At 73.5% G+C, this 21,899-nt stretch carries 21 protein-coding genes; 10 read left to right on the forward strand and 11 right to left on the reverse strand.

Annotated elements, in window-relative coordinates:
* Positions 1-10 precede the first annotated feature (10 nt).
* On the reverse strand, positions 11-1,213 hold the full coding sequence (locus HG542_RS17640) for an MFS transporter (protein WP_171082525.1): 1,203 nt from the start codon (positions 1,211-1,213) through the stop codon (positions 11-13).
* A gap of 17 nt (positions 1,214-1,230) precedes the next feature.
* On the opposite strand from HG542_RS17640, the gene HG542_RS17645 reads away from it, so the two are divergent.
* A complete protein-coding gene (locus HG542_RS17645) occupies positions 1,231-2,463 on the forward strand; it encodes an ROK family protein (protein ID WP_171082526.1) in 1,233 nt (410 codons plus the stop codon).
* Positions 2,464-2,528: 65 nt separating this feature from the next.
* Here the strand turns inward: HG542_RS17645 and HG542_RS17650 are convergent, their stop codons facing one another.
* Together HG542_RS17650 and HG542_RS17655 are read right to left on the reverse strand one after the other, a co-directional pair.
* The gene (locus HG542_RS17650; RefSeq protein ID WP_171082528.1) at positions 2,529-2,990 is read right to left on the reverse strand and encodes an ATP-binding protein; all 462 of its coding nucleotides are present in this window, start codon (positions 2,988-2,990) and stop codon (positions 2,529-2,531) included.
* Between the two features lie 144 nt (positions 2,991-3,134).
* A complete protein-coding gene (locus HG542_RS17655; RefSeq protein WP_171082530.1) occupies positions 3,135-3,455 on the reverse strand; it encodes a hypothetical protein in 321 nt (106 codons plus the stop codon).
* A 113-nt stretch (positions 3,456-3,568) separates the two neighbouring features.
* Here HG542_RS17655 and HG542_RS17660 point away from each other — a divergent pair, with 113 nt between their 5' ends.
* Complete coding sequence (locus tag HG542_RS17660) at positions 3,569-4,693, forward strand: PLP-dependent cysteine synthase family protein (protein ID WP_308110430.1); 1,125 nt, start codon at positions 3,569-3,571, stop codon at positions 4,691-4,693.
* Positions 4,694-4,705: 12 nt separating this feature from the next.
* Here the strand turns inward: HG542_RS17660 and HG542_RS17665 are convergent, their stop codons facing one another.
* From HG542_RS17665 to HG542_RS17690, 6 genes are all read right to left on the reverse strand, one after another.
* Complete coding sequence (locus HG542_RS17665) at positions 4,706-5,188, reverse strand: SRPBCC family protein (RefSeq protein WP_171082534.1); 483 nt, start codon at positions 5,186-5,188, stop codon at positions 4,706-4,708.
* A 45-nt stretch (positions 5,189-5,233) separates the two neighbouring features.
* The gene (locus tag HG542_RS17670) at positions 5,234-6,070 is read right to left on the reverse strand and encodes a DeoR/GlpR family DNA-binding transcription regulator (protein WP_171082536.1); all 837 of its coding nucleotides are present in this window, start codon (positions 6,068-6,070) and stop codon (positions 5,234-5,236) included.
* A gap of 268 nt (positions 6,071-6,338) precedes the next feature.
* Positions 6,339-8,708, reverse strand: a complete 2,370-nt coding sequence (locus HG542_RS17675) for a right-handed parallel beta-helix repeat-containing protein (RefSeq protein WP_171082538.1) — start codon at positions 8,706-8,708, stop codon at positions 6,339-6,341.
* 97 nt (positions 8,709-8,805) lie between these two features.
* On the reverse strand, positions 8,806-9,399 hold the full coding sequence (locus tag HG542_RS17680) for an Rv1733c family protein (RefSeq protein WP_171082540.1): 594 nt from the start codon (positions 9,397-9,399) through the stop codon (positions 8,806-8,808).
* Between the two features lie 158 nt (positions 9,400-9,557).
* The gene (locus tag HG542_RS17685) at positions 9,558-10,391 is read right to left on the reverse strand and encodes an MOSC domain-containing protein (RefSeq protein ID WP_171082543.1); all 834 of its coding nucleotides are present in this window, start codon (positions 10,389-10,391) and stop codon (positions 9,558-9,560) included.
* 65 nt (positions 10,392-10,456) lie between these two features.
* On the reverse strand, positions 10,457-10,885 hold the full coding sequence (locus HG542_RS17690) for a DUF6643 family protein (protein ID WP_171082544.1): 429 nt from the start codon (positions 10,883-10,885) through the stop codon (positions 10,457-10,459).
* A gap of 202 nt (positions 10,886-11,087) precedes the next feature.
* On the opposite strand from HG542_RS17690, the gene HG542_RS17695 reads away from it, so the two are divergent.
* Entirely contained in the window at positions 11,088-12,266 is a 1,179-nt protein-coding gene (locus HG542_RS17695) for a TerD family protein (protein WP_171082547.1), read from the forward strand.
* Between the two features lie 159 nt (positions 12,267-12,425).
* Here HG542_RS17695 and HG542_RS17700 read toward each other — a convergent pair whose 3' ends face one another.
* Entirely contained in the window at positions 12,426-13,604 is a 1,179-nt protein-coding gene (locus tag HG542_RS17700) for a glycosyltransferase (protein WP_171082549.1), read from the reverse strand.
* 68 nt (positions 13,605-13,672) lie between these two features.
* On the opposite strand from HG542_RS17700, the gene HG542_RS17705 reads away from it, so the two are divergent.
* The 7 genes from HG542_RS17705 (at position 13,673) to HG542_RS17730 (ending at position 20,842) form a co-directional block, all read left to right on the forward strand.
* Positions 13,673-14,461 carry a glutamate racemase gene (locus HG542_RS17705; RefSeq protein ID WP_171082550.1) on the forward strand — a complete coding sequence of 263 codons (789 nt, stop codon included), beginning with the start codon at positions 13,673-13,675 and terminating at the stop codon, positions 14,459-14,461.
* A 199-nt stretch (positions 14,462-14,660) separates the two neighbouring features.
* Positions 14,661-15,236, forward strand: coding sequence for a hypothetical protein (locus HG542_RS17710; RefSeq protein WP_171082552.1), 576 nt, complete (start codon positions 14,661-14,663; stop codon positions 15,234-15,236).
* Between the two features lie 66 nt (positions 15,237-15,302).
* On the forward strand, positions 15,303-15,782 hold the full coding sequence (locus HG542_RS17715; RefSeq protein ID WP_171082554.1) for an NUDIX hydrolase: 480 nt from the start codon (positions 15,303-15,305) through the stop codon (positions 15,780-15,782).
* A 132-nt stretch (positions 15,783-15,914) separates the two neighbouring features.
* Positions 15,915-16,049, forward strand: coding sequence for a hypothetical protein (locus tag HG542_RS35155; protein ID WP_255315994.1), 135 nt, complete (start codon positions 15,915-15,917; stop codon positions 16,047-16,049).
* Between the two features lie 554 nt (positions 16,050-16,603).
* Positions 16,604-18,073 (forward strand): MFS transporter, encoded by a 1,470-nt coding sequence (locus HG542_RS17720; protein ID WP_229922435.1) that lies wholly within the window; start codon positions 16,604-16,606, stop codon positions 18,071-18,073.
* 205 nt (positions 18,074-18,278) lie between these two features.
* On the forward strand, positions 18,279-19,289 hold the full coding sequence (locus HG542_RS17725) for an ornithine carbamoyltransferase (protein ID WP_229922436.1): 1,011 nt from the start codon (positions 18,279-18,281) through the stop codon (positions 19,287-19,289).
* A 146-nt stretch (positions 19,290-19,435) separates the two neighbouring features.
* Entirely contained in the window at positions 19,436-20,842 is a 1,407-nt protein-coding gene (locus tag HG542_RS17730) for an NADP-dependent succinic semialdehyde dehydrogenase (RefSeq protein ID WP_171082558.1), read from the forward strand.
* Here HG542_RS17730 and dhaK read toward each other — a convergent pair.
* Positions 20,839-21,831: a dihydroxyacetone kinase subunit DhaK gene (gene dhaK / locus HG542_RS17735; protein WP_171082560.1), complete on the reverse strand. Its 993-nt coding sequence runs from the start codon at positions 21,829-21,831 to the stop codon at positions 20,839-20,841. The two genes, HG542_RS17730 and dhaK, sit on opposite strands and share 4 nt — an antisense overlap.
* Positions 21,832-21,899 lie beyond the last annotated feature (68 nt).

Here is a 21,899-nt window from a genome sequence, read left to right on the forward strand (position 1 = left end):
CCCGGTCCTTCTACCGGATCATTCGCCGGGTTCCGTAGGCCATCACCGCTGCCATCGCGGCCAGCGCCGCGACCGTCGTCAATGCCACCGGCAGGGTGTACGCCTCGGCGAGGAAGCCGATCGCGGGCGGGCCCAGCAGCATGCCGCCGTAGCCGAACGTCGAGGCCGCGGCCACGCCGCCCGGGCCCTCCAGTTCCCCGGCGCGGCCCACCGCGACCGGGAAGACGTTGGCCAGACCCAGGCCCGTCACCGCGAAGCCGGCCAGCGCGGCCCACACCGTCGGGGCCAGCGCGCCCAGCAGCATCCCGGCCGCCGCCATCGCCCCGCCCGCGACCAGGACGCGCGTCTGGCCGAGCCGCGCGAGCAGCGTGCTGCCCGCGAGCCGGCCGATGGTCATGGCCAGGGCGAAGACGGAGTAGCCCACGGCCGCGACGCCCGCGGGGGCGGCGAGGTCCTGCTGGAGGTGCAGCGCGCTCCAGTCCGCCAGCGCACCCTCCCCGTACGCCGTGCACAGGGCGATCACGCCGAAGACGGCGACCAGGCGGCCGGCCGGGCGGCGCGAATGGGGTGCAGAAGCAGCAGGCTGTTCCCGCTCCGGTACCGCGTGCGCGAGCAGCCCCCGGCCCGCCGCGGCGCTGACGGCCAGCCCGAGCGCGGTCAGGAGCAGCAGGTGCGCCGTCACCGGCAACTGCCCGGCGACCAGGCCGCCGAGTCCCGCCCCGAGCATCCCGCCGACGCTGAACGCGGCGTGGAAACTCGGCATCACGGGCCTGCGCAGCGCTGCGACGAGGTCGACGGCCGCGCTGTTCATGGCGACGTTGAGGCCTCCGTAGGCGGCGCCGAAGACCAGCAGCACCAGGCCGAGGGCGAGCGCCGAACCGGCCAGCGGCGGCAGGGCGATGCCCAGCGACATCAGGGCCGCCGAGGCGACCGTGACCGGGTGGCTGCCGAAGCGCCGGCACAGCCGACCTGTGATCATCATGGTGGCGACCGCGCCCGCCGACACGCCGAGCAGGGCCAGTCCGAGGGCCCCGGCGGAGGCGCCGGTGCGTTCCTTGATGGCGGGGATGCGGACCACCCAGCCGGCGAAGAGGAAGCCGTCGAGGGCGAAGAAGAGGGTCAGTCGGGCGCGGAGGATACGGAGTGCCGATTCGTCCGGGGCCCGGTGCGCCCCCGGAAAAATGGCCGTCCGTATTTTGTTCAGCGTCGGCACAAAGTCAGAATAGAGGTGTGACCCAGACTCGGACAACACGTTTGGAGCGGGGCCGCGGCGCCCTCGGCCCCGCCCTGGAGCTCGTGCACACCGGTCGCGCCCCCACGCGCGCCGTCCTCACCGCGGAACTCGGCGTGACCCGGGCGACCGCCGGGGCCGTGGCCGCCGAGCTGGAGGCGCTCGGCCTGATCCAGGTCGACGCCCGCCCGGCGGCGGCCGCCGGCTCCCAGGGCCGGCCGTCGCACCGCCTGTCCGTCGCGCCGAACGGCCCCGTCGTCCTCGCCGCGCAGATCCACGCGGACGGCTTCCGTGCCTCGCTCGTCGGGCTCGGCGGCCGGACGGTCGCCACGGCACCGGGCTGTATGACCGTCCCCGCCGATCCCTCGCACATCATCGACGCCGTCGTGGCCGCGGGCGCCGGGCTGCTGCGCGGGACCGGGCGCCGCTGCCTGGGCGCGGGGCTCGCCGTGCCCTCGGCCGTCGCCGAGCCGGAGGGCACCGCCCTCAACCCGCTGCACCTCTCCTGGCCCGCGGGCGCGCCCGTGCGCGAGCTGTTCACCGAGTCCCTCGCCAAGGCCGGGGTCACCGGCCCCGGCGGCGCTCCGCTCGCCGGGGTCGCGGGCAACGACGTCAACCTCGCCGCCCTCGCCGAGTACCGGCACGGCGCGGGCCGGGGCGCCCGGCACCTGCTGTGCGTGGCCACGGGGCACCGCGGCGTGGGCGGTGCGCTCGTGCTCGACGGCCGCCTGCACAGCGGCAGTTCGGGGCTCGCCCTGGAGGTCGGCCACCTCACCGTCAACCCCGCGGGCCTGCCCTGCCATTGCGGCAGCCGCGGCTGCCTCGACGTCGAGGCCGACCCGCTGGCCTTCGTCACCGCGGCGGGCCGGGAGCCGGGCCCCGCGGTGTCGCTGCTGCAGCAGTCCCGGGACCTGATCCGCTCCGAGTACGCGGACCCGGGCGTGCGGGCCGCGGTGGAACTGCTCATCGACCGGCTCGGGCTCGGGCTCGCAGGCCTGGTCAACATCCTCAACCCGGACCGTGTGCTGCTGGGCGGTCTGCACCGCGAGCTGCTGGAGGCCGACCCCGAACGGCTGCGGGCCGTGGTCGCCGACCGCAGCCTGTGGGGGCGGAGCGGGAGCGTGCCGATTCTCGCGTGCACGCTCGACCACGGCAGTCTGATCGGTGCGGCCGAGGCGGCGTGGCAGCCGGTGCTGGACGATCCGTTGGCCGTACTGGGGTGCGGTTCCTGATCGGGTGCGGGTTCGCTGTGGCTGGTCGCGCAGTTCCCCGCGCCCCTGACGGGGCGCGCCCGGCTTCAGCTCAGCACCGCGGCCGTCTCCAGGGGTGGGGCAGCATTCACCGGGCAGGGGGCGGCCGTCGGCACCGGCAGCGTGAACCAGACCACCTTGCCGCCGTCCTGGCGTTCCCGTACGCCCCAGCTCTCGCTCACCGCCGCCACCAGGGCCAGGCCGCGTCCGTGCGTGGTCAGCCCGTCCGTGTCCGCGACCTTGATGCACGGCAGCCGCGGATCGTGGTCGCGCACCGAGACCGTCAGCCGCTCCGGCACCAGGTCGATCTCGACCGTGCAGCGCTTGTCCGGCTGCGCGTGCAGGTGCACGTTGGTCAGCAGCTCGGTGACCCCGAGCGCCGCGGAATCGATGAGCGGATCGAGATGCCAGTAGCGAAGCTGCGCAGATACGATTCTGCGCACCTGGCGGATCCGAGGGGGGAGAGCCTGGAGTTCAACGGTGCAGTGCTTGTTCACTCGGCTGATCACGGCTGCGACTCCCTGAAGAAGTAGGGCTAGCCTGATGCAGAAGTGCGCTGTCGATACGGACTGTCGATATGCGCAGGACCCTCGGTGATACCGGTACGCAACAAGCGTCGGTGCTCATGGCCGCGTGCGCAACTCGTGCGCCCGTCAGGTGCCCTCGTGCGCCGCCCGCACTGCCGCCAGGAATCGGTCGACCGCGGCGTCCGCCGCATCGCCGGGATCCGCGTCGCGCCGGCCGAGCGTCAGCACGTACCGGGTGCCGTTGACGGTCGCCCGGGCCCGGTCCTTGGAGGCGAACCACGGTTTGCTCGCGTGGACCGAGACCACCGGCGCGCTGTCGATCTCCCGGCCGTAGCTGGTCAGCAGCTCCAGCCTGCCGTCGTGGATCTTCACCTGGCCGGCCCGGGTGAGCGACCTGCGGGCGCGCTCGATCCCCACCCCCGTCGCAGTGAACTCCGGTTCTGCCACGGCGCACCGCCTCTCCGGCCGGAAGGTCCTCCGTGCGCAGTCTGCCCGTGCGGAGGCCCGTGCACCAGTACCCCTTTATGTTGGGAGCCGGGGGCCACCGTGAGGAGCCCGGCGTGAACAGCACACAGCAGTCCGGGGGCCCCGTGCCCACCGTCGACGTGGACCGCAGCGACCCGGCCTACCGCACCTGGCTCAAGGAAGCCGTCCGCAAGGTGCAGGCCGACGCCAACCGGTCGGCGGACACACACCTGTTGCGCTTCCCGCTCCCCGAGGAGTGGGGCGTCGACCTCTATCTCAAGGACGAGTCCACCCATCCCACCGGGAGCCTGAAGCACCGCCTCGCCCGTTCGCTGTTCCTCTACGGGCTGTGCAACGGCTGGATCCGCCCCGAGTCCCCCGTCATCGAGGCCTCCAGCGGCTCCACCGCCGTCTCCGAGGCGTACTTCGCCCAGCTGATCGGCGTCCCCTTCATCGCCGTCATGCCGCGCACGACCAGCCGCGAGAAGTGCCGGCTCATCGAATTCCGCGGCGGGCGCTGTCACTTCGTGGACGACCCCTGGGCGATGTACATCGAGGCGGCCGCCCTCGCCGAGCGGACCGGCGGCCACTACATCGACCAGTTCACCTACGCGGAAAGGGCGACCGACTGGCGGGGCAACAACAACATCGCCGAGTCCGTCTACAGCCAGCTCCGCAACGAACGCTTCCCGGAGCCCGTCTGGATCGTCGCCACCGCCGGCACCGGGGGCACGTCGGCGACGTTCGGCCGGTACGTGCGCTACATGCAGTACGACACCCGCATCTGTGTGGCCGACCCCGAGAACTCCTGCTTCTTCGACGGCTGGCGCCATCATGACCCGGGCGCGACCAGCGAGTTCGGCTCGCGCATCGAGGGGATCGGGCGGCCCCGTATGGAGCCAAGCTTCCTGCCGGGTGCGATCGACCGCATGATGAAGGTCCCGGACGCCGCGAGCGTCGCCGCCGTGCGCGCCCTGGAGCAGGCCATCGGGCGCAAGGCGGGCGGCTCGACGGGCACCGGGCTGTGGAGCGCCCTCAAGATCGTTGCCGAGATGGCCGGCGAGGGGCGGCGCGGCAGCATCGTCAGCCTCATCTGCGACCCCGGCGAGCGCTACCTCGACAAGTACTACTCCGACGCCTGGCTCGCCCAACAGGGCCTGGACATCACGCCGTACGCCCTCGCCATCAGCACCTTTCTGGCGACGGGCCGCTGGCCCTGACGCCGGCGCGTCTCAGCCGGCCGCGAGCCGCCGGTCCAGGGCGCGGACCGCCCGGCGGAACTCCCCTGCCACGCCCGGCCGGACGAGCCGCAGCAGCGGGCCCATGAGCGGGGCCGCATCCATGGCGACCGTCCACGTGACGACCGTTCCGGCGCCCACCGGGAGCAGGGCCCACTCTTCCGACAGGGCCCGGACACCGGGGGCGTTCGTCAGGTCGACACGGTAGGCGTACCGTTTCGGCTCGTCCGCGGCCGTGATCGTCTCACGGAAGCGGAGCCCTCCCCGCAGCCGGACCTCACGCCCGCCGAGGCCCTCCGTCTCCAGCGGCCGCGCCAGCGTCACCGCGCCGAACCACCGCGGCCAGGCCTCCACTTCGTCGGCCAGCGCGCGGTACACCGCTTCCGGCGCGGCCGCCATCCGTGCTGTGAACGCGAACCGCAGCGGCGCCGTACCGGCGAAGGCCGGCCCGACGGGACGGAGTTTCCTGAGCGGCATCCCAGCACCCCCGGAACATCGGCGGACCACGTGGTCGCGGACACCTTAGGGGGTCTCGGACGGGCCCGCCACCACCAGTTCCGGCAGCCGTTCCGCGATCTCCGCACGGGCCGCCTCCGGCAGGCCCTCGTCCGTCACCAGCGCATCCACCTCGTCGAGCGAGGCGAACGAACTCAGGCCCACCGTCCCCCACTTGGTGTGGTCGGCCAGCACCACGACCCGGCGCGCGGAGCGGACGAAGTGACGGTTCGTCTCCGCCTCCGCGAGGTTGGGCGTCGAGAGGCCCGCCGACACCGATATGCCGTGCACCCCGATGAACAGCACGTCGAAGTGGAGCGAGCGGATGGCCGCGTCCGCGACCGGGCCCACCAGGGTGTCCGACGGGGTGCGCACCCCGCCCGTGAGCACCACCGTCGCCGCGCCCGGGCGGGCCGCCGGGCCGGAGGCCGTCATGGTGCGCTGCGTGCTGTGGAAGACGTCTGCGACGCGTACCGAGTTGGTGACCACCGTCAGGTCCGGGATGTCCACCAGCTGCTGCGCCAGGGCGTAGGCGGTCGTGCCGCCCGCGAGGGCGATCGCGCTGCCGCGCGGGGCCATCCTGGCGGCCTCCCGCGCGATGTTCTCCTTGGCGCTCAGCTCCAGGACCGCCTTCGCCTCGAAGCCGGGCTCGTGCGAGGTGGGCTCGGCGACGGGCACCGCGCCGCCGTGCACCTTCTCCACCAGGCCCTGGCGGGCGAGGGCGTCCAGGTCGCGGCGGACCGTCATGTCCGAGACGTTGAGCCTCCGCGTCAGCTCGTTGACCCGTACCCCGCCGCGTCGCCTGACCTCGTCGAGGATCAGGGCGCGCCGCTGCTCCGCCAGGAGATTCTGGTTGTCGCCCACCCGGCCGTCCCTTCTACGCCATGCGCCCTGCGGGCATGCATTGTCCCACGTGAGGGTCGCTGTCCGTTCGGCACCGCCGGAGACCGCCGTCGTGGTCGCCCGCCGTCGCGGCGGAGGGAGTTTCGGGCAGGCCTGCCCCGGCTGCTCCCCCCGGTGCTCGCGGCCGCGTGACGCGCGCCGCACGAGACTCCCGCCGCAACGGCGAGCAGCCACCGCAGTGGTCTCCGGCGGTCCCGGACCGCCGCCCCTCCCCAGCCGCCCGCAGGGCTCACGGCAACGCCGGCAAGTCCTCCGCCACCAGCAGCGTGAGGTCCTCCGTGCTCGGAGAGGGCAGCCGCGCCACGCGCCCCGCGTGGTGCTCCACCATCGCCTCGAAGGTCTGGCGCGCCGTGCGGCCGTTGCCGAACGCCGGGCCCCGGGGGACGGCCGCGAAGTAGGCGAGCAGGGCCTCCGCCGCCCGCTCGCCGAGGCGGTACTCGTGCTCGTCCGCCTGCTGCTGCACGATGCGCAGCAGCTCGTCCGGCGCGTAGTCCCCGAATGTGATCGTGCGCGAAAAGCGCGACGCCACACCGGGGTTGACCGTCAGGAAGCGCTGCATCTCGGCCGTGTAGCCGGCGACGATGACCACGACCTCGTCGCGGTGGTCCTCCATCAGCTTCACCAGCGTGTCGATGGCCTCGCGGCCGAAGTCCCGCCCTCCGTCCTCGGGGCACAGCGCGTACGCCTCGTCGATGAAGAGCACCCCGCCGCGCGCCCGGTCGAACGCCTCCTGGGTGCGCAGGGCGGTCGAGCCGATGTGCTCGCCGACCAGGTCCACCCGGGAGACCTCCACCAGGTGCCCGCGCTCCAGCACCCCCAGCGCCGCCAGGATCTCGCCGTACAGGCGGGCCACCGTCGTCTTGCCGGTGCCGGGCGAGCCCGTGAAGACCAGATGCCGCCGCACGGACGCCGCCTTGAGCCCCGCCTGCTGCCTCCTGCGCCCGACCTCGATCATGTCGATCAGGGCGCGCACTTCGCGCTTGACGCTCTCGAGGCCGACCAGCGTGTCGAGTTCGCGGAGCACCGTCGAGGACGAACGGGCCGACACCGCAGCGGAGTCGGTGGTGCGCTGCTCGGGAATCGGCGGGACGAGCGGCCGGTGCGCCGTTTCCACGGCGCGCATCACGGGGGCCGCAGGCTCGTCGCTCGTGCACCCCTCGCTGACGGGGCCGCCCTCGGCGAACTCGTAGCCGCCGCGCGCACATCGCTCCGTACGGCACTTCGTCAGCGTGGTCCGGCAGCCGTCGATGACGTGGAAGCCGTAGCCGCTGCTGCCGGTCACCCGGCAGCCGTGGAAGGTGCCCCGGCCCTCGGCGGACACATAGAAGCCCGCCTCCGCCGGTGAACTCACCGTGCAGCGCTCGACGACCGGGTCCGCGCCCTGGGTGACGATCACGCCGGTCGACGTCGCGTCCAGGGTGCAGCCGGTCAGCTTGCCGCCGCTGTCGTGGCCGCGGAACCAGACCCCGGTGGTGGCCTCGCGGACGCGGCAGTCGTCCAGCAGCGCCGTCGCCCCGCCGCTCACCGACACCGCCGTGCCGCGCACCCGGGACAGGTCGCTGCCGGAGACCTCGACGCGCGAGCCGCGGTCGAGGACGAACAGGGCGTCCGGCACGTCGTGCACACGGCACGAGCCGAGGACGGCGCCGGCGCCGTCGCTCACCCACACCGCCGGGTAGTCGCCGGTGCTGTCGTGGATCTCGCACTGGTCCGCCTCGACCCGGGTGCCCGGATCCCACACGGACAGGCCGTTGCGCCCGAACCGGCGCACCGTCGACCTCTGCAGCGTCAGCACCGAACGGGCCCGCACGTCCACCGCGTTCTCGGGGACGTCGTGGATGTCGCAGTCGGCCAGCGAGAGGACGGCGTCGGTGTCCAGCGAGACCCCGTCGCCGCAGGTGCGGTGCACCCGGCAGTCCGTCAGCCGCCCGGCGGCGCGCGAAGTGACCTGTACGCCCGTGCCCTTGATCTCGTAGACCTCGCAGCCGGCCGCCTCCAGCGTGCTGCCCTCGCCGGTCAGCGACAGCCCCGCGCCCCGCGCGTGGTGCACCCGGCAGCGCTCCAGACGGGGGGCGGCCCCGCCGCGCACGGAGACGCCCGCCTGGCCCGCGGCGACCACCTCGCAGTCCTCGAAGACCCCGCCCGCGCCGTCCAGCACGCTGATGCCCACGCCTCCCGCATTGTCGACGGTGCAGGCGCGCACGGTCGGCCGGGCGCCCCCGCGCACCTCGATGCCCGCGGCCGAGCGGGTCACCACCCGCAGGCCCTCCAACTCCGGTGCGCCGCCCTCGACCAGGAGCGCCGGCTGCGCGGCGTCGTGGCCTTCGATGTGCAGGTCGACCAGCCGGGCTGAGGCGCGCACGGTGACGGCGACGCCTTCGGTCGGGGCGATCCGCACCGCGCCGGGCGCGCCCTCGGTGCCGCGCAGGGTGACGGCCCGGGAGACCACCAGGTTCTCCCGGTAGGTGCCCGGGGACAGGCACAGCACGTCCCCGTCGGCGGCCGCGTCCAGGGCCGATGAGAGGGAGTCGTACTCTCCCGTGCGGCGTCGCCAGCGCGACGTGCCGGTGTGCGTCACCTGGACCGAGCCCTGTGCCATGGTGCTGCTGTGCCCCCACCTCGTGCATGCGTCCACCCGGGACGGATGAGTACCGGCCGCACCACCGTAGCGCGCGCGGACCGCGGGAGTCGGCCGGTCAGCTTCCCGCGTCCGCCCGTCCCCAGGTGTGCCCGGCCTGTTGCCACTCCCGGTCCCATTGCGCATACCGCCGGTGCACCAGGCGCCATACGACCACCCGGCGCACGCCCTCCACCAGCCCCGCCGCACCCGCGGCCGCGGCGGCGCCCGCCAGGACCGCGTGCACGACGGCCGTCGCCCGGTCCATGGGGCGACCGGCTATCCGGCCCTCGTCGTCCGTCCACAGCGGGAACCGGTCCGCCGGCCCGGGCGCCTGGTGCAGCGCCACCAGGCCGGTGTGCTCGACGCCGTCCGGGTCCTGCCAGCGCGCCAGGAACCGGCCGTACCCCTCGCGCCCGGTGGTGGATTCGTGGTCCGGCTCCGCCGGTGTGCCCGTCACCGAGCGCACCACCTCGGCGCTCACCAGATGCCGGTGCTGCTGCTGTTGACGGACCGCCTCCCGCAGGGCGCCGTGGGCGAAGGAGCCCACCGCCCAGCCCGCCGCCGTGCCGAGCACGAGCATCAGCACCACCGCGGCCACGCCCGCCCAGGCCTCGACGACATCGCTCCGGCGGCGCAGAGGATTGCGCCGCCACCGCCATACGAACCGCATTGCGCGCACAGTGCTCACCCCCTTACGCGTCCGTAAATACCTCACCGGGAGCGGCGCATGCGGAGGAAGACGGCGGAGAGAGCAAAATCACCCTCCGTGGAGGCCTGCGCATGCGGCGCGTTGACGGGCGGCGGTGCGCACGGCGGTTGCGGGCGGCCTCAGTCGAGGACCTCGAAGGGGTCGCCGACGCGCAGCACTCCGGTGTGCTCGGGGATCAGGTTCTGCCCGAACACCAGCCGCTCGCCGATCCGGTGGTGCCGGGCGAGGGTGCGCAGCGGCTCCTTGCCGCGTTCGGCGGTGGCCTGGTCGGTGGTGGTGACGACGCAGCGGCCGCTGGGCTTGACGACCCGGAAGACGACCTCGCCGATCCTGATCCTCCGCCAGTCGTCCTCGGCCCAGGGGCCGGTGCGGTCGATGACGACGTTCGGCCGGAAGCGGTTCATCGGCAGCGGGCCCTCGGCGGCGATGCCGTCCTCGGCGATGAGCGCGTTGAGGGCGTGCAGCGAACCGGTGGTCGTCACGAGCAGCGGATAGCCGTCGGCGAAGCTCACCATGTCGCCCGGGCGACCGTAGTCGAGGTCGACCTGGCGCCGGACGGCCGGGTCGTCCATGTGCACCAGCTGTGCCTCGGTCCCCAGAAAGGCACTCACCCAGGCGGCGGCCGCGTCCCCCGCGCGCACCGCCTCCACCTTGTCCCGGAACACCGTCACGGGAATCGTGCCGCCCTGCTCCGCCGGTACGGGAACGGCCACGTCGAGCGGCTCCGCCCCCGGCGCCGTGAGCCGGACCCCGCCGCCCGGCAGCGGCTGCGCCGATACCAACGCGAGCCGTGCAAGCTGCCGTTGGGTGATGAACCGGCCGTCCGGCTCGGTCACCAGCCACCTCCGGTCCCCGGCCAGCCCCCACGGTTCCACGGTCGCCTCGTCCGGCGAACAGCCCGCCATCGACTTGACCGGATAGACGTGGACCGAACTCAGTACAGGTGTGGGCATACCGCCAGTCTGCCAGCCGGGTCCGGCAGTTGAACTGCCGGACCGAATGCGGCGGGCGGAGTCCGTCAGTAGCCGCCCTGCTGCGGGTACTGACGGTTGTACGGGTCCTCGTAGGACGCCGGGGCGGGGCGCGGCGCGACGGGGCGCATCGCCTCGTAGCCCGCGGGGGCCGCGGCCGGGCCCGGGTAGCCGCGCGGCGCCGAGGCCTGCGGCGGGATGTACGGGGCAGCCGCCTGCTGGAGGCCCATCGGCTGCACGGGACCCGGCTGCGGGGCCGGGGCGGCGTACTGCGGGGCCGGGGCCGAGGACGGCCCGGAGGGCAGGGCCGGCAGCGCCGGCAGGTTGCTGTTGCCGAAGTCGTACGGCGACGACACGCGGATGGGCGCGATCTGCGGGGTGCCCCGCTCGGCGACGAGGCTGTCGTAGATGGGGGTGTCCTTGAACGACGACGTGGCGTAGTAGCCGCCACCGTAGGCACTGCGGGGGGAGGTCATAGCGCATAAGTTAAGCCCATGGTGCTCCGGTTGGGGAGACGGGTATGGGGGTTCCTTCGCAAGCTCGGAGCAGGTGCGGCTCCCCAACCCGAGCGAACCCGGGAAAAACGGTCGTCAAGGTACGTAGGGATCGTGTAAAGGCCGACCGTTCCTTCAGGGATTCTCAGGGTTTCTCAGGGATCTTTCAGGGGTGGGGTGGACGATGGGCATGCTCAAGGGCGCCAATGCGCCGATATCCGTGCGGACGGTGCGCGTGGAAGTGGTCAGGGGCTCCGGACCGGGTGCGTCCGTGACCGATGCCTGCGCACTGCTGACGGCCGAGGGCCGGGTCCGCTCCGGTGCGGACACCGTCTCCCGCAGCCTGCCCGTGCACCCCTCCGGCGCCGTACGCCACGAGGGCAGGCGCTCCGCCGGCGGCACCGTGACCGACACCTTCGCCGTCGGCCTCGGCGTACTCGATCCCGCCGTCGAGCGCGTCCTGTTCACGGCCGCCGCCGAGGACGGGGACTTCGGCCGGGTGCCGGATGTGCACATCCGCGTCCTGGACGCGGCCGACGGCGGCGAACTCGCCCGCTACGACAGCCGGGACGCCACCGTGGAGACCGTCCTCGTCCTCGGCGAGCTCTACCGGCGGCACGGCGGCTGGCGGTTCCGGGCGGTGGGCCAGGGCTGGGCCGACGGCCCGGCGGGCCTGGCGGCCGCGTACGGGGCCGGCGCCGCCGAACCCGCCGCCCCCGCGACACGGCCCGCCGGGCCGGGCAGGGTCACGCTGACCAAGCAGGCCCCGGCCGTCTCGCTCGCCAAACAGGGCAGCACCTCCGGCACCCTGCACGTCAACCTCAACTGGCAGATGCGCCAGGAGCCCAGGGGCCGGCGCGCCCGCCTCGGCCGGGCCCCCGCCGCCGGTGTGGACCTCGACCTGGGAGCCCTGTACGAACTCGCCGACGGCACCAAGGGCGTGGTCCAGGCGCTCGGCAACTCCTTCGGCTCGCTGCACCGGCCCCCGTACATCCACCTCGACGGCGACGACCGGACCGGCGCCGCGGCGGACGGCGAGAACCTCTCGGTCGACCTGGACCACGCCGCCGCCTTCCGGCGGATCCTCGTCTTCGTGACGATCTACGAAGGAGCCGCCTCCTTCGCCGGCCTCCACGCCACCGTCACCCTCCGGCCGCAGCAGGGCGCGCCCGTCGACTTCGCCCTGGACGAGTGCACCGTGCCGTCCACCGTCTGCGCGCTGGCCCTGCTCACCCACGACGGGAACGGCCTCGTCGTCCGCCGCGAGGCCCGCTACCTGGTGCCCGACCGCGGCGTCAGCCCGCAGCGCACCCTCGACCGCGCCTACGACTGGGGCCTGCAGTGGACGCCCGGCCGCAAGTGAGGCCGCGCGGCGGCGCCCCGAAGGGGCGCGGGGAACTGCGCGACCAGCCCCCACCGGCCTGCAGTCGAAACACCACCCCAGGGGTCCGGGGGCGCAGCCCCGAGAACGTCGGCTGCGGGTGCATCGTGGTCGCTCGCGCAGTTCCTCCCCCAGCTACCGCTAGGGGGCGGCCTCCGGGCGGGTGTACGTCCGCCCCTTCCACGCCGCGCCCCGGCCGCGGTAATGCTGCACCGCCGAGTCCACCGTCATCAGCAGATACAGCAGCGCCGTGAACGGCAGCAGCGGCGCGAGCCACAGCGGCTGCCCGTAGTAGCGCAGCATCGGCAGATACGTCCCCGTCATCACCGCCCACGCGCCCGCCCCGGCGGCGAGCGCGACGACGTCACCGGTCACGGCCCCCGCGACCACCGCCACGGGCGGCACGAGATAGACCACCGCCAGCCCCGCGACCGTCCCGGCCAGCAGCAGCGGGCTGTGCAGCAGCTGTGCGTAGGCGCTGCGCGAGACCATCCGCCACAGCTGCGCCAGCCGCGGATACGGGCGCACGCTGTCGACCCGGTCGGCCAGCCCGAGCCAGATCCGCCCGCCGGAGCGCTGCACCGCCCGCGACAGCGCCACGTCGTCGATCACCGCCTGCCGGATGCTGTCCGGCACCCCGGCCCGCTCGGCCGCCTCGCGCCGCAGCAGCACGCAGCCGCCCGCGGCGGCGGCCGTGCGGGCGCCCGGTCTGTTGACCCGGCGGAAGGGATAGAGCTGGGCGAAGAAGTAGACGAAGGCCGGTACGACCAGGCGCTCCCAGAACGTCGCCACCCGCAGCCGGGCCATCTGCGACACCATGTCCAGCCCGCCCGACACGGCCGCCGCCACCAACTCGCGCAGGCTGTCCGGGGCATGCGCGATGTCCGCGTCCGTCAGCAGCAGGAACTCGGCGTCCGTCCGCGCCCGGGCCAGCGCCATGCCGTGCCGCACCGCCCACAGCTTGCCCGTCCAGCCCGGACCGGGTTCCCCGGGCGCGTCCACGGTCAGCGGCAGCCCGCCGTGCGCGTCCGCCAGGGCGCGGGCCAGTTCGCCGGTGCCGTCGGTGCTGCCGTCGTCGACCAGGAAGATCTCCGCCCGGCCCGGATAGTCCTGCGCGAGCAGGGACGGCAGGCTCGACGGCAGCACCTCCGCCTCGTCCCGGGCCGGCACGACGACGGCCACGGACGGCCACTGCGCGGGCGGCGTCCGGCGCGGCAGCCGGACGTCGGTGCGCCAGAAGAAGCCCTGCGCCAGCAGCAGCCAGAGCCATGCGGCCAGGGAAACCAGGGAAACCACGGTGATCCACGTCAGCGCGCTCACCCGCCGCAGTCTGCCGCACCCGGACCGCCCGCGCGGGGCGCATGGGGCGCATCGATTAAAGTGACCGGGTGAAGATCGCGCTCATGGACTCCGGCAATGGCCTGCTGGCGGCGGCCGCCGCCGTGCACCGGATGCGGCCCGACGCCGACCTGGTGCTCTCCGCCGCCCCCGGGACGATGCCCTGGGGGCCCCGCACCCCCGAGGACGTCGTCGAGCGCGCCCTGGCCGTCGCCCGCGCCGCCGCGGCGCACCGGCCCGACGCCCTGATCGTCGCCTGCAACACCGCTTCCGTCCACGCCCTCGCCGCGATACGCGCCGAGCTGGAACCCGGACTGCCGGTCATCGGCACCGTCCCCGCGATCAAGCCCGCGGCCGCCGCCGGCGGCCCCGTCGCCATCTGGGCCACCCCGGCCACCACCGGCAGCCCGTACCAGCGCGGGCTGATCCGCGACTTCGCCGCCGGAGTCGAGGTCACCGAGATCGCCTGCCCGGGCCTCGCCGACGCCGTGCAGTGGGCCGACGCGGACGCCGCCGACGCCGCGATCGCGGACGCCGCCGCCCGCACCCCGCGCAACGTCCGGGCCGTCGTCCTGGGCTGCACCCACTACGAGCTCGTCGCCGAGCGCATCCGCGCCGCCGTCCAGCAGCCCTCGGCCCCGCCCCTGCCGCTGTACGGTTCCGCCGAGGCCGTCGCCGCGCAGGCCCTGCGCCGCATCGGTGCCGCCCCGGACCCGGACGCGGCGCCCACGGGCGGCCTGACCGTGCTGGACGCCGGCCGCGAGAGCGAGCTGGAGCCGTCCTCCCTGAGCTACCCCGAGGGCCGCTCGCTCCTCACGGCGAGCCCTGCGCGCCCGTAGCCGGGGCGCCCCGTAAGGGGCGCTGGGGGCACCTCCCAGCGGTAGCTGGGGGAGGAACTGCGCGACAAGCCCCCACCGGCCCGCGGCCGACGCACGACCCCAGGGGTCCGGGGCGAAGCCCGGGCAGGAGGTGCCCCCAGCGCCCCTGACGGGGCGCCGCAGCCCTGCCGCTCCCACGGAACGTGAGTAGGCTGCCCGTATGAGGGAGCACTCCGAGGACCCGCGGACCCCCGGAAACGGCGCCGAGGACGGTGCCGCCCCGCCCGCCGTCTGGACGGGCCGTGCGACCAACCGCATCCAGTGGCTGCTGGCCGCCGCCGGTGCGGCCTGCCTCGCGCTCGGCATCGAACTCGCCGTCGACAGCTCCTGGACGTCCGGGCTCGCCGCCCTGACGATGGCGGTCGTCGGCTGCGTCGCGGCCGGGCTGCTGATGCTCTACGGCACCATCGCCTTCGTCCACGTGGCCGTGCGGGTCGACGCGGACAACCTGGAGGTGCGCTGCGGTCACATCGGTGTGCCACGCACCCGCATCCCGCTCGCCCAGGTGATCGGCGCGGACTTCGACCCCCGCGTCACGCCCCGCCAGTGGGGCGGCTGGGGATACCGCTGGCGCCCGGAGAAGGGCACGGCCGTCGTCGTCCGGCGCGGCGAGGGCTTCGTGCTGCGGCTCGGCGACGGGCGTACGTTCACGGTCACCGTGGACGACGCGGAGGCGGCGGTGCGCGTGATCCGCGACCGCCTGGGGCTGGGTACGCCGCCTCCACGGACGACCTGAGCGGGGCACTGCGCGATCAGCCACCACGGTCCCGCACCCGGACACGCACCGCCTAAGCTCAACCCCATGCCGACCCCCGACTTCATCCGCACCCTCCGCGCCACGGCGGGCCACCACCTGCTCTGGATGCCCGGCGTGAGCGCCGTCGTCCGCGACGACGAGGGCCGGGTGCTGCTCGGCCGCCGTGCGGACACCGGGGAGTGGTCGATCATCGGCGGCATCCCCGAGCCCGGCGAGCAGCCGGCCGCGGCCCTCGTGCGCGAGGTGCACGAGGAGACGGCCGTGGAGTGCGTCCCGGAGCGGGTCCTGCTCGTCGAGGCGCTGCAGCGGGTCACCTATCCCAACGGCGACGTATGCCAGTTCATGGACATCTGTTTCGTCGCGCGGGCGGTCGGCGGCGAGGCGCGGGTGAACGACGACGAGTCGCTGGAGGTGGGCTGGTTCCCGGTGGACGCGCTGCCGGGGATGGAGGAGTTCGCGGTCCGGCGGATCAAGCTGGCCGCCGCGGGCGGGCCGACCTGGTTCGAGGGCCTCGGGGACGTGTGAGCAGCGGGCTCCGGGCTCTCCGGGGGAGCGTGCGTACCAGGCCGGTACCCGCCTTGTGATCAGGGCATATGACGGAGCAGTCTGCCGTGCATGTCTGACACTCCTTCCGTCCATTGCTCGCGATGCTGTCCCGTGGAACCGGAACCCGAGCCGGAGACCGAACCGGTTCCCCTTGCCGCGTGGGTGTGCGGCGTCCTCGCCGTCGTCGTGGTGGTCGGCTCGTGGGCAGGGCTGATGTGGGTGGCCACCAGCGTGTTCCGGGAGTGACGGGACGGGGGCCCATATAGGCCGCGCCGAAGCCGAGTTCGCGTGCGTGATACGCGAACTCGGCTTTTTTCATGCCCGATTGACTCCGGGTGCATCGGGGCCGGCGGGCACGCCGGAGGAATGCAGCCCGGCGGGCAAGTGCGTTCGTGGGGACTGCCGTTCCAGCGGCCGAAGGCTTTCCAGCCCCTATCGAGAAGGAGGCTGCTTTGCTAAAGTGTCTGGCGAGTATCTTCCGAGCGTAGTCGGGAGTCGCTGACAATGCGCCACAAAAGCATATGATCAACCGCTCGCTCAATCCAGCGAGTGCGACCGTTCCCAAGAACGGAAAAGCGAGCCGACGCGCTGGACGCCGGGGCGTTCTGACCTGTGATCAGGCCTCCTGAACAGGGAGAAACACAAGGTCGTCCCGGCCGCCGTCCCTGCCGCCATGTCGCACCGCCAAACCCTCCGGGTGCATGGCGCCCACTCGGCTCAGGGTGTTCTTTCGTCTGCTCGGGCTGAATACAGGGACGTGCATGATGACACTTCGGGCGACGCGCGAGTTCCCCCTCGCATTGCGATTGCTATTCATCAACCAGTTCGGCGTGGACATCGGGTTCTACCTCCTGATGCCGTTTCTCGCCGCCTATCTCGAGCACGGGCTCGGCATGTCCGCCGCACTGGTCGGACTGGTGCTGGGAGCGCGAACGCTCAGCCAGCAGGGCCTGTTCATCCTCGGCGGCTCGGCCGCCGACCGACTGGGGCCGCGCATGGTGATCATCGCCGGCTGCGCCCTGCGGACCGTCGCGTTCGCCCTGTTCGCCTTCGGCAACTCCCTGCCGCTGGTGCTCGCGGCCTCCCTGCTCAGCGGGGTCGCCGCGGCGATGTTCTATCCGGCCGTCCGCACCTATGTGGCGCTGGAGTCGGGCGACCGCCACGCCGAGGCGTTCGCCCTGCTCAACGTCTATGCCACGGTCGGCTCGTTCCTCGGTCTGCTGCTCGGCAGCGTGCTGTTCATGACCGACTTCCGCATCTTCGCGGTCTCCGGGGCCGCGGTCTGCACGGTGCTGACGGTGGCCCAGGCGATGGTGCTCCCGCGCCAGGCCCCGGTGGACACCGCCCGCAGCTCCGTCTTCGCCGACTGGCGCGAGGCCTTCGGCAACGGCAGGTTCCTGCTGTTCTCCTTCGCCACCACCGGAATGATCACCGTGGAGAACCAGGTCTATCTGCTGCTGCCCGCCGGGGCCCTGAAGGCCTCCGGCTGGACGGGCTCGGCCGGGGTGCTGCTGGCCCTGGGCGCGCTGGTGAACATGCTCTTCCAGCTCCGCATCACCCGCATGCTGGAACGGCACGGCGGCGGCCTGCGCTGGGTGAGCGCGGGACTCGTCGTGATGGGGCTCGGGTTCGTACCGCCGCTGCTGGTCTGCGAGGGCACGCTGTCCAGAGGACTGGCCGACTCGGTGCCGCGGATGCTGGTGCTGGTCCTCGGTTCACTGATGCTCTACTTCGGGACCATGGTCGCCCACCCCACGGTGATGGAGATGATCCCCCGCTTCGGGCGCGAGGCGCTGACGGGCACGTACTTCGGCCTGTTCTACGTGTTCTCGGGGCTCGCGGCCATGGGCGGCAACTTCGTCGTCGGCCGGGCCATGGACCTGGGGGAGCGGACCGGGCTGGCCTGGCTGCCGTGGATCGTCTGCCTGGGCTTCGGCCTGGCGTCCGCGACCGCGGTCTCCCTGCTCTACCGCACGTTCAGACTGCCCGGCCGGACGCTGCTCACCTCGGCCCCGGCGGCAGAGGCGGAGATCGAGGGGATCACGGCGGTGCGCCGCATGGCCATGTCCCGGCGCAACGGCAGCCCCCGGCACGCGGTCGCCCGGCGCATGCGGGCCGAGCATGCCTCGGCCCCGCTGCACCCGCCGTCCTCGCCCGCCGGCCGGGGACAGACCGCCCCCGCGGGCGAGGGGAGCAGACCGCAGAACCCGGCCCCGCTCTCCGGCCCGGCCCGCGCGGCCGGTGACGCGGCGGACCAGCCTCCCCGCTGAGCACCGGCACCCGCCGCCACTCGGACCGGACCGGCGCCCGCCCCACGGCGGGCGCCGGTCCGTTTCCGCGGAGCCCGGTGGAGGCGGAGGCGGAGGTGGCGAGTTCACCGCCTTGTTGCACGCATCACGTGTCCCCTACATTCGACGATCCGGGGGCAGGGATCCGGTGCGGCGCACGCCGTACCGGCGGTCTCGGGGAGGCGCCGTGGCGGGCCGTGCGGACAGCCGGGGCAGTGACACCACCGACCGCCGGAACAAGCAGGGGCCCGGACAGGGGCCCGGGCGCGAACCCGGGCACGCCTGCGGGCTGTTCTCGCTGGCCGAGCTCGCGCCGCCGCAGATCATGAGCCTGGCCATGCGGTCCGTCGAGCTGTTCCACGACCACGGGGCCCATGACCGCCCGCTGGCCGGGCAGTTGACGGGCCTGCTGTTCACCAGGGCCTCGACCCGCACCCGTACCGCCTTCACGGCCGCCGCCATCCGGCTCGGCTCCGCACCCGTCGCCTTCGGCCCGGCCGACCTCCACCTGGGCACCGGGGAATCGGTGGGGGACACCGGGCGGGTGCTCGGTGCGGTGCTCGACTCCCTCGTCGCCCGCACCGCGGGCCCGCTGGACGAACTGCGCGAACTCTCCCGGCAGGGACGGATGCCCGTCGTCAACGCCCTGACCGCGCAGGAACATCCCACCCAGGGCCTGTGCGACCTCGCCACCCTCGCCCTGTCCTTCGGCGACCTGACGGGCATCCGCGTGCTCTACCTCGGCGAGGGCAACAGCACGGCCGTCGCCCTCGCCCATGCGCTGGCCGCCGTCCCCGGATCCCGCGTCACCTTCGCCACGCCCGCCGGCTACGGGATGCCGCAGGAGGAGCTGCGCACGGCCGACCGCCGGGCCGGCACGGTCGGCGCCTCCGTCGACCAGATCCACGACCTCGCCGCCGCGCCGCCCGACGTGGACGTCCTCTACACCACCCGCTGGCAGCTCGCCGGCATCGCCCGCCCGGACCCCGCCTGGCGCGAGGCCTTCCGCCCCTTCCACGTCGACGAGGCCCTGCTGGACCGCTGGCCGCGGGCGGCGTTCATGCACGGCCTGCCCGCCCGCCGGGGCGACGAGGTCTCGGGCCGGGTCCTGGACGGACCGCGGTCCCTGGCCTGGACCCAGGCGGCCATGAAACCCGCCGGCGCGATGGCCGTCCTGGAGTGGGCCGCCGCGCGGTGAGGCCATGACCGCGCCGACCCGCCGGACAGGCCCTAGCCCGTTCGGCGGGCGGTGCTGCGGGAGGGCCGATCGACCCGGCATCATCCAGGCAAAAGGTGTGGCGCGTTCGAGGCAGCATGACAGGCAGCATGAGGAAGGACCCACCCATGCCCATTGCAACGGTCAACCCCGCGACCGGCGAGACCCTCAAGACCTTCGACCCGCTCGGACCGGAGGAGATCGAGCGGAGGCTGGCCACCGCCCACGCCGCCTTCCGCCGCTACCGCGCCACGGACTTCGCCGAACGGTCCCTGCTGCTCGACCGTGCCGCGGACCTGCTGGACGAGGACCGCGACGACATCGCCCGCATCATGACCACAGAGATGGGCAAACCGCTCGCCGCCGCCCGCGCGGAGGCGGCCAAGTGCGCCAAGGCCATGCGCTGGTACGCGGCGAACGCCGCGGTCCTGCTGGCGGACGAGCGCCCGCTGCCGGAGGACGTGAAGGACTCCGGGGCCGAGCAGGCGCGCGTCCACTACCGGCCCCTGGGCGTGGTCCTGGCCGTCATGCCGTGGAACTTCCCGCTGTGGCAGGTCATCCGCTTCGCGGCCCCCGCCCTGATGGCCGGCAACACGGGCCTGCTCAAACACGCCTCCAACGTCCCGCAGACCGCCCTCTACCTGGAGGACCTCTTCCGCCGGGCCGGCTACCCCGAGGGCTGCTTCCAGACCCTGCTCATCGGCTCCGACGCCGTCGAGTCCGTGCTGCGCGACCGCAGGGTGGCCGCCGCGACCCTGACGGGGAGCGAGCCCGCGGGCCGCTCGGTCGCCGCCGTCGCGGGCGACGAGATCAAGAAGACGGTCCTCGAACTCGGCGGCAGCGACCCGTACGTGGTGATGCCGTCGGCCGACCTGGAGCGCGCCGTCCGCACGGCGGTCACGGCCCGGGTGCAGAACAACGGCCAGTCGTGCATCGCCGCCAAACGCTTCATCGTCCACACGGACGTCTACGACGAATTCGCGGCGCGCTTCACGGAACAGATGGCGGCGCTGAAGGTCGGCGACCCCATGTCCGAGTCCACGGACGTCGGCCCCCTCGCCACCGAACGGGGCCGTGCCGACCTGGAGGAGCTCGTCGACGACGCACTGCAGCGCGGCGCGGTGGCCCTGTGCGGCGGGAAGCGCCCCGAGACGCTGTCCCGCGGCTGGTACTACGAACCCACGGTGCTGGCCGGTGTGACCCCGGTGATGCGCATCCACCACGAGGAGGCCTTCGGCCCGGTGGCCGCGCTCTACCGGGTGCAGGACATGGACGAGGCACTGGACGTGGCCAACGACTCGCCCTTCGGCCTGAGTTCGAACGTCTGGACCCGAAGCGAGGAGGAACAGCGCCGTTTCGTACGGGACATGGAGGCGGGCGGCGTCTTCTTCAACGGCATGACGGCCTCCCACCCGGCGTTCCCGTTCGGCGGGGTGAAACGCTCGGGCTACGGGCGTGAACTGTCGGGGCACGGCATCCGGGAGTTCTGCAACGTCACGACGGTGTGGCACGGGCCCGTCCACGGCACGGCCTAACACCCCCAGCGCAGCCCCGGTGTCCGCACCGGGGCGTCCCACAGGCGCAGCAGTTCGTCGTCGACCCGGCACAGCGTCACCGAGGCCCCGGCCATGTCGAGCGAGGTGACGTAGTTGCCGACGAGCGTCCGGGCGACGGGGACACCGCGTTCGCGCAGGACGCGGTGGACCTCGGCCGTGAAGCCGTACAGCTCCAGGAGGGGCGTCCCGCCGGCCCCGTTGACGAGCGCCAGCACGGGCCCGCTGGGCCGCAGTTCCTCCAGCACCGTGCCCACCGCATAGTCCGCGATCTCGCCGGAGGTCATCATCGCCCGCCGCTCGCGCCCGGGTTCGCCGTGGATGCCGACACCGAGCTCCAGCTCGCCGGGCGGGAGGTCGAAGGTGGGGCTGCCCTTGGCGGGCGTGGTGCAGGCGGTGAGCGCGACGCCGAAGCTGCGCGAGGACTCGTTCACGCGGCGCGCGATCGCCTCGACGCGCTCGAGCGGCGCGCCCTCCTCGGCCGCCGCCCCCGCCATCTTCTCGACGAAGAGCGTGGCCCCGGTGCCGCGCCGCCCGGCGGTGTAGAGGCTGTCGGTCACGGCGACGTCGTCGTTGACGAGCACGCTGGCGACCTGGATGCCTTCGTCCTCGGCGAGTTCGGCGGCCATGTTGAAGTTGAGGACATCGCCTGTGTAGTTCTTGACGACGAACAGCACGCCCTTGCCGCTGTCGACGGCGGCCGCGGCCCGCACCATCTGGTCGGGCACGGGCGAGGTGAACACCTCGCCGGGGCAGGCGGCGTCGAGCATGCCGGGCCCGACGAACCCGCCGTGCAGCGGTTCGTGCCCGGACCCGCCGCCGGACACCAGCCCGACCTTCCCGGCGACGGGCGCGTCGCGGCGCACGACCACGCGCCGCTCGACATCGACGGTGAGCTCGGGATGGGCGGCGGCCATGCCGCGGAGGGCGTCGGGGACCACGGATTCGGGGACGTTGATGAGCATCTTCATGCGGGGCTCCTGGGGTGGTGGGCGGGCAGGCCGTTGACCTGTATTTTCGCAGGTCAGCGGTGGTGTGG

The organism is Streptomyces morookaense (assembly GCF_013030945.1).
GTDB classification, from domain to species: domain Bacteria; phylum Actinomycetota; class Actinomycetes; order Streptomycetales; family Streptomycetaceae; genus Streptomyces; species Streptomyces morookaensis.

What these genes read in the sequence shown, in the direction of transcription:
- HG542_RS17665 (WP_171082534.1), bottom strand. Translation starts at nt 5,188, where the DNA reads ATGCCGCTCAGGAAACTCCGTCCCGTCGGGCCGGCCTTCGCCGGTACG.
- HG542_RS17675 (WP_171082538.1), bottom strand. Translation starts at nt 8,708, where the DNA reads ATGGCACAGGGCTCGGTCCAGGTGACGCACACCGGCACGTCGCGCTGG.
- HG542_RS17680 (WP_171082540.1), bottom strand. Translation starts at nt 9,399, where the DNA reads ATGCGGTTCGTATGGCGGTGGCGGCGCAATCCTCTGCGCCGCCGGAGC.
- HG542_RS17685 (WP_171082543.1), bottom strand. Translation starts at nt 10,391, where the DNA reads ATGCCCACACCTGTACTGAGTTCGGTCCACGTCTATCCGGTCAAGTCG.
- HG542_RS17690 (WP_171082544.1), bottom strand. Translation starts at nt 10,885, where the DNA reads ATGACCTCCCCCCGCAGTGCCTACGGTGGCGGCTACTACGCCACGTCG.
- HG542_RS17695 (WP_171082547.1), top strand. Translation starts at nt 11,088, where the DNA reads ATGGGCATGCTCAAGGGCGCCAATGCGCCGATATCCGTGCGGACGGTG.
- HG542_RS17710 (WP_171082552.1), top strand. Translation starts at nt 14,661, where the DNA reads ATGAGGGAGCACTCCGAGGACCCGCGGACCCCCGGAAACGGCGCCGAG.
- HG542_RS17715 (WP_171082554.1), top strand. Translation starts at nt 15,303, where the DNA reads ATGCCGACCCCCGACTTCATCCGCACCCTCCGCGCCACGGCGGGCCAC.
- HG542_RS17730 (WP_171082558.1), top strand. Translation starts at nt 19,436, where the DNA reads ATGCCCATTGCAACGGTCAACCCCGCGACCGGCGAGACCCTCAAGACC.
- dhaK (WP_171082560.1), bottom strand. Translation starts at nt 21,831, where the DNA reads ATGAAGATGCTCATCAACGTCCCCGAATCCGTGGTCCCCGACGCCCTC.